Genomic DNA, 6,828 nt, shown 5'->3' with positions numbered 1-6,828 from the left:
CGCGACATTCGGAACCTATAGGTTCCGAATGTCGCGCGAAAAGGGTTTCAGGGTGTGATCGGGTTGCCCCACCAGGCCTTGAGGCCGTCGACGAAAGCATCGCGGGCGTCGCTGAGTCCGCTGCCGTCCGGCGCCAGCGGCGCCAGGACCACGAAGGCGATCAATCCGATGAGGATGATGACGGCGATCCGAACGATCCAGCGAAGCACATCCGAAAACTAGCCTGCGCGCTGCGGATCCTCCCGATATGCGAGGGAAATCCCGCCTCCTCGATACCGGCGCCCGGCTGTTCCGGGTCTCAGAAGGCCGCCAGCTCCTTGGCCCGCTCGATGATGCCCTCGACGTTGGGGCGGATCTGTTCCTCGAGCACACCGGCGAACGGGAAGGTCGGCACGTCGGGCGATCCGTACCGCTTGACCGGAGCATCCAGGTATTCGAAAGCCGTGTCCGCGATCTGGGCTGCGATCTCGGCACCGAATCCCATGAACTCGTTGTCCTCGTGGATGATCAGCGCTCTTCCGGTCTTTCGAACGGACGCTTCGATGGTGGGCCAGTCGAGCGGCTTCAGGGAGCGCAGGTCGATGACCTCAGCGTCCACGCCCTCCTCCTCCAGCAGTGCCGCCGCCTCGAGCGTGAAGAACGCCATAGCGCCGTAGGCGATGAGCGTGACGTCCCGACCCTTCCGCCGAACCGCGGCTTTACCCAGAGGGATCCGAAAGTCGTCGTTGGGGTAAGGTCCGCGTCCCAGCCGGTACAGCTTCTTCGGCTCCAGGAACAAGACCGGGTCGGGGTCCAGGGCAGCTTCCCACAACAGTCCCTTCACGTCGGCGGGTGTCGAGGGAACGACGACCTTCAGGCCGGGCACGTGGGTGTAGAAGGCCTCCACCGACTGCGAGTGATACAACCCGCCGTTGATCCCGCCGCCGTACGGCGTCCGGATCACCATCTTGACGTTCCACCTCCCGTCGGTCCGGTAGTGGACCCGGGCGACCTCAGACACGATCTGATCGAAAGCGGGGTGGATGTAGTCGGCAAACTGGATCTCGGCGAGTGCCATCTTCCCGACCGCCGCCAGTCCTATGCCGGTTCCGATGATCAGCGATTCAGCCAGCGGTGAGTTGAAGCAGCGATCGGCGCCGAAAGCGTTTGTCAGCCCTTGCGTTGCCTTGAAGACCCCGCCCTTCGGGTCGGCGACGTCCTCACCGAATACGACTGCCTCAGGGTGGGCGGCCATGATCTCGTGCAGAGCCATGTTCACTGCCTGAATCATGTTGACTTCCTCACCGGCCGGCTCCGGCTCGGGTTCGGTGGCCGCCACGGTGGGAACGATCGGATTGGCATACACTTTGCCGGTTGCGTCGTCGCTGAACGGCTCGGCTTCGGCACGCTCTACTGCGTCTGCCACCCGAGCCCGTAGCTCCCGTTCCATCTCCTCTTCGACGGCCTCCGGCAGCAATCGCGCCTCTATGAGGTATTGCTTGAGCAGAATCAGCGGATCACGACGCCTCCACTGCTCAACCTCCTCGCGACTGCGGTAGAGCTTGTCGTCGTCATCCGATGTGTGGGCGTAATAGCGATAGGTGCGCGCTTCGATCAGGCTCGGCCCGCCACCGGCACGAGCCCGTTCTGCTGCAGCCTTCGTGGCCGAATAGACGGAGAGAGCGTCGTTGCCGTCGATCAGAGCGCCGTGGAATCCGTATCCGAGTGCCCGGTCGGCGATGATGCCCCCCACCTCCTCCGCCTCCGGGACCGAGATGGCGTACTGGTTGTTCTCGATGACGACGATCAGCGGGAGTCGGCGGGCCCCGGCGAAGTTCATCATCTCGTGCCAGTCGCCTTCGGAGGTCGAGCCTTCTCCACCGTATACGATCACCACTCCGCCGGTTTTGTCCATCATTTGTCCGTAGGCGATTCCCGCCGCGTGCGGATACTGCGTGGCGATGGCGGACGAGTGGCTGAACACGTTCCGCGCCGGGTCGGACCAGTGTCCGGGCATCTGCCGGCCGCCGCTGGTTACGTCTGCCGCCCTGCTGAACACCGTCAAGAAGTAGTCGTACGGTGTGAACCCCCAGGTGAGGGCTACTCCGACATCCCGGTAGTAGGGGAGGGCCCAATCGATGGTCGGGTCGAGCGCGAAAGCAGAACCCACCTGCGCGGCCTCGTGTCCGGAGGAGGAAACGACGAATGGGGCGCGACCCTGCCGGTTCAATGCCCAGGTCCGATCGTCGACGATGCGCGTCAACAGCATCTTTCGATATAGATCGAGAACCTGCTCGTCGCTCAGGCCGAGCTCGATATGGCTGTCCTTGATCTCCCCTACTTCAAGATCCACTCGTCTGCTCCTAGTTGCGGTCGTCGCCGTGTCGCCGGAACCGGCGGAGGTCGCCGATCAGCTTCATACGCTGCTCGGCCACATTGACGGCAGCCAAGTGCGGGTTGGTACCGTCGTGCCGCGCCTTCTCCAGGATGCGGGTGGTTGCATCGTGGATGCTGTCGACGTGGTGCATTGCACGTGTCTTCTCGTAGCCGCGCATCTCTTCGAAGACGTTGATCAACCCACCTGCATTTACGACGAAGTCGGGCGCATACAGAATGCCGCGATCGGCGATTCGATCACCATCCTCGTCGGTCGCCAACTGGTTGTTGGCAGCACCGACGATCACCCGGGTCGCCAGCTTGGGGATCGTCTCCTCGGTCAACGACGCACCGAGTGCGCACGGGGAGAGAATGTCGCAGTCGACGAACAAGATCTCCTCGGGATCAACCGCCTTCACGCCGAAGTCCTCGGTCACCTTGTCGATCGCAGGCCCGTACTTGTCGGCGACGATCACTTCGCAACCGGCCCGGACCAGTTGCTCGACGTAGTAGTACCCGACCTTGCCGACACCTTGCACCGCTACCCGGCGACCGGTCAGGTCGGCGGTGTTCCACAGGAATTCCGAGGTGGCGGTCAGTCCGGAGAACAGACCCCGGGCTGTGGCCGGCGACGGGTCTCCGGAACCGCCCTCCGGAATCGGAATCCCAACGGCCCACATCGTCTCGCGCCGGATCAACTCCATGTCCTTTGCGGTGGTACCGACGTCCTCGGCCGTGATGTAGCGTCCGCGGAGAGAATCGACGATCCGGCCGTATGCTCGGAAGAGTCGCTCGGACTTGTCGGTGAACGAGTCGCCGATGATCACCGCCTTCCCCCCGCCGAGGTCCAGCCCGGCTGCGGCGGCCTTGTAGCTCATCCCTTTCGACAATCTCAAGACGTCGATCAGCGCGTCCTGCTCGTTTTCGTATGGATAGAAACGAAGCCCGCCGAGTGCGGGCCCGAGAGCAGTGGAGTGGATAGCGATGATGGTCTTGAGGCCGGAACACTCGTCGTAGCCGTAGAGAACCTGCTCGTGACCGGTCTGTTCGGCTAAGTCGAATACGCCCATAGGCGCGCATCCCTTCACTCGTTGGAACTGCTCCCGCAGTCTACCCATGAGGGCCAGATGCGGTCTTCGTGGCGTTGGTCAGATGTGCCCCTACCATGTGGCCCCATGACGGCCACAGCCTATCTTCGTGTCTATCTCCCGGAGGAGACGCTCAATGCTGAGGGGCTGACACTGCCCGAGGTCAGCTCCGAGCCGACCGGCTCGCTGCGCGCCGCGACCCCCGTCGGTCTGGTTCGAGGTTCGATGCGCGATGACGTGTTGATCGCCGAATGGGGAGGGGCTCGGTACGGGTGCGTGAGGAGGCCGTTGCTCAGGGCCATGGAAGGACTCCTCGCCTTCCGCACCGCCTACGCGGGAATCGGTGGTGAGCTGCTGGTTCCAGATCGCGTCGCGCGCAAGGCCGCCGAGCATCTCGATTCGATCTATGAACAGCCTCTGGCCAGGTCTTTCATACTGACTTCCGCATGGCACGTCCCGCTGCGCTGGTTCTCGGCGTTCGACCCCACCGAGAGGGAAATCGTCGACAACGAGACCGGGAAGTCGATTCGGTACCGCACCCTGCAACGGGAAGCTGCGGGACGGTTGGATGAGGTCGCCGGCGTGCTGCGCGACGTGGGCATGGACGGCGGCGTGGTGTCGGAGATAGAGGAGTTGGCGGAGTGGGTATCGGGTCATCCCGAGGACGCGCTGGTCGAACTCGACTACGGGACGGTGTCGGAACTGTTCGATGAGACGGATCTCCTGCTCGACGAGTCCTCATCCGAGGTGTGGGAGTCGATCAACGCCCTGGCTTCCGGCGATTGGGAGACGGCGAGCACCCACTACGTTTCGGTTGCGATGCGCTGGGCCGGGCCGATGTCGGTGGCCTTTTCGAGCTGATACCCCGGAGTCGCGGTCGGCCCGGGGCTCGCTACGGCACGGCGGCGATGTCGAACACGAAGCCGGGCGCTTCGACTGCATGCATCGACCAGTCCTCCGTGTCGACGAACCAGAGTTGGCCGGATGAGAAGCCCGAGAGAGGGGCAGGCTCGCCGACTGCGGCTATCAGCCACCGTCCGTCCTGTGACCAGGACACGGCGCGGAGCGCCGACGGCAGTGTCGTCTCGAACAGCATCTCATCGTCCCGGAGGATCCACAGTTGGGCCGGAGCGGATACGCCCGTGGTCTCCTCGATCTCCCAGATTGCCCACGTACTGCCGTCGGGAGCGGCTTCGATGGAGGCCATCCTCTTCCCGCTCGGGAACCCGAACGGCTCCGGGTCGGTCAGGTCGGATGCCGTCACCATGAGATTGCCGGCCTGGGAAATCAGAATCCTTCCATCGGGCAGCGTCCCGACGTATCGGCCACTGTTCCGTCCGAACTCCCGGCCGTCGAGGTCCACGGCGGCGAGGACGTAGCCGGCCGGTCCGCCAGCGTCGTCGTCGCGCGGCGGGTTCTCTCCGACGAAGAGGATCGGGTTGAGATCCAACAGGAGGCCGCTGTCGTCGAAGCGGACAATGGTGCCGAGTTCCTCGAGAGGAGTGATCTGCACGACGCCTACCGGAAGGACGGCAACGTGCAGTTCGGGTGACCCGTCGATGCGGTTGACCTCCACCCAGGCAATGCGGCTCGGGTCATGGGCATGCCAACGCCAGGTGGCGACATCGACCGCGATGGGCTCCTGATTTCCGGCTGTGCCGATCCACAACGTCCGCCAGGGCGAGGAGCCGCTCCGGCTCGTCACCGCCACCCGAACCCCGGATGCGTTGAAACCGGCATCCGTCATCAAGTTGGGAACTTCGAGGTTGAGCGGCGCACCGGTCCGGGACTCCCATCGCCACAGCTTGCCTTGTTGGTTGGCGGCACCGGCGAGAAAGAGGGTCCCCTCGTAGCCATCCACCAGGATGTCGAGACGCGACGGTGCAAGTGTGGTGGTCGTCGTAGGCACCGTGGGTGGGGCTCCGACCGGCGGTATCGTCGAGGGGGACGTCTCGGCGTCTGGGGAGTTCAGCTGGGAGCCGGCCGCCAGCAGCAAGCCGATCGCCAATCCTCCCAGCATCCCGATCAGGACCCGCCCCCGTTGCTTCGGTTCCGGCCCTCGTCCCGACGCACCGGCGCCGGTGACGTGGTCCACCGGTGTCACCCGATCACTTGTGTCGTCGAACAAGGGCACTTCAGATACTCCGGATTGACGCCGAACCAGTAGATGTAACCACATGGAGCCGCCAACGATGCGGGAAGCCCCCGAGCCGACAATCGGGATCAGCGCGCGAACGGTTCAGGCACCGGGTCGTGAGGCTGAGTGGCCGGCGGTCGAAGTCCACCGCCGCTTTGTCGAAGCCGGGAGAAGGCAGCGGCTCGCGTTGCTTTGCGACCTGCCGCCCGTCTCGACGAAGCGTTGAGGATGGCCGGGCGCAGCTTCGGGGCTCCGCTGTGCCGCGTCAGGTTTCCCGGCGCGATGCCAGCACCGCCCCGGCTATCACCAGGATCACACCGACAATCGACACGGCTGTTACGACGTCACCTCGGAAGATGACGCCGAGCGCCAGGGCTACTACCGGGATCACATAGGTGATGAACGACGCCCGTGTCGACCCGACCCTCCCCACCAGACTGCCCATGATCACAAACGCCAGACCGGTACCGAAGACACCTGCGATGGCCACGGCCGCGAACGATTCCCATCCCCAGCTCGAAGCGAGAGAGCCCGACACGCCCAGTGGCGCCGTCCATATGGTCGCCAGTGCCAGCATCCGGCCCATGACCGGAAGCGAACCGTAGCGTTGCTGAACGGGGGTGGCGATGGTGACTGCCAGGCCGTAGCAAACCGTTGCCAGCAGAACCAGGCCCACCCCCAGAGCCTCCGACCCTCCGTCGCCGAGCGAAGGGGAAGCGATGGCGACAACGCCGAGGAATCCGACGGCGACGCCTGCCAGCTGAGCACCTCTCGGTAGACGGCGGAGGAGGAGCGAGGCTATGGCCGCCGCGAAGATCGGCATTGCGCCGTTCAGCATCCCGGCGAGAGCAGAGTTGATCCATTGCTGTGCAATCGGAAACAGCGAGAACGGAATCGCCACCCAGATGACGGACAACGCGATCAGACGCGGCCAATCGGCGGGCGCCACCGCAACCCGTGTCTGGGGGAATAGCCACAGCACGGCCGCTCCCGTTCCAACCCGGAGCCAGGTGATGAGGCCCGGCTCAAACGCGTCGAGTCCGACGTCCAGTAGCAGGAAAGATGCTCCCCAAATGAGGCTGATCGACCAGAACAAGCCCCAGTCCCGCGACGAGAAGGACTGCTGGTTGGTGCCGGCGGAAGTGGAGAGGATCTTCGACGTCAACGGATGCCCTGCTTTCGATCGGCTGATTGTGCCCGGCCCGTCCGGCCGTTTCCGGCCGCTTCCTGCGGAGCCGGAGCCTCAAC

General features: G+C 64.3%; 6 protein-coding genes. 1 reads left to right on the top strand and 5 read right to left on the bottom strand.

What is annotated here, in order from left to right:
• Positions 1–47 precede the first annotated feature (47 nt).
• The 3 genes from VLT15_10340 to VLT15_10330 all read right to left on the bottom strand — a co-directional run bounded on the left by VLT15_10340 (position 48) and on the right by VLT15_10330 (position 3,473).
• On the bottom strand, positions 48–209 hold the full coding sequence (locus VLT15_10340; GenBank protein HSR45606.1) for a hypothetical protein: 162 nt from the start codon (positions 207–209) through the stop codon (positions 48–50).
• 89 nt (positions 210–298) lie between these two features.
• Complete coding sequence (locus tag VLT15_10335) at positions 299–2,332, bottom strand: thiamine pyrophosphate-dependent enzyme (GenBank protein ID HSR45605.1); 2,034 nt, start codon at positions 2,330–2,332, stop codon at positions 299–301.
• A 10-nt stretch (positions 2,333–2,342) separates the two neighbouring features.
• The gene (locus VLT15_10330) at positions 2,343–3,473 is read right to left on the bottom strand and encodes a Glu/Leu/Phe/Val dehydrogenase (protein HSR45604.1); all 1,131 of its coding nucleotides are present in this window, start codon (positions 3,471–3,473) and stop codon (positions 2,343–2,345) included.
• Between the two features lie 57 nt (positions 3,474–3,530).
• On the opposite strand from VLT15_10330, the gene VLT15_10325 reads away from it, so the two are divergent.
• Complete coding sequence (locus VLT15_10325) at positions 3,531–4,304, top strand: hypothetical protein (GenBank protein ID HSR45603.1); 774 nt, start codon at positions 3,531–3,533, stop codon at positions 4,302–4,304.
• 31 nt (positions 4,305–4,335) lie between these two features.
• Here the strand turns inward: VLT15_10325 and VLT15_10320 are convergent, their stop codons facing one another.
• Both VLT15_10320 and VLT15_10315 read right to left on the bottom strand, forming a co-directional pair.
• A complete protein-coding gene (locus tag VLT15_10320) occupies positions 4,336–5,577 on the bottom strand; it encodes a hypothetical protein (protein HSR45602.1) in 1,242 nt (413 codons plus the stop codon).
• 268 nt (positions 5,578–5,845) lie between these two features.
• Positions 5,846–6,745, bottom strand: coding sequence for a DMT family transporter (locus VLT15_10315; GenBank protein ID HSR45601.1), 900 nt, complete (start codon positions 6,743–6,745; stop codon positions 5,846–5,848).
• Positions 6,746–6,828: the final 83 nt, after the last annotated feature.

The sequence above is a fragment of the Acidimicrobiia bacterium genome, from assembly GCA_035471805.1.
Classification (GTDB): Bacteria; Actinomycetota; Acidimicrobiia; order Spongiisociales; family JAHEDJ01; genus JAHEDJ01.
Note: the sequence above shows the minus strand (reverse complement) of the source record. Positions and strands in the feature narration are given on the sequence as shown.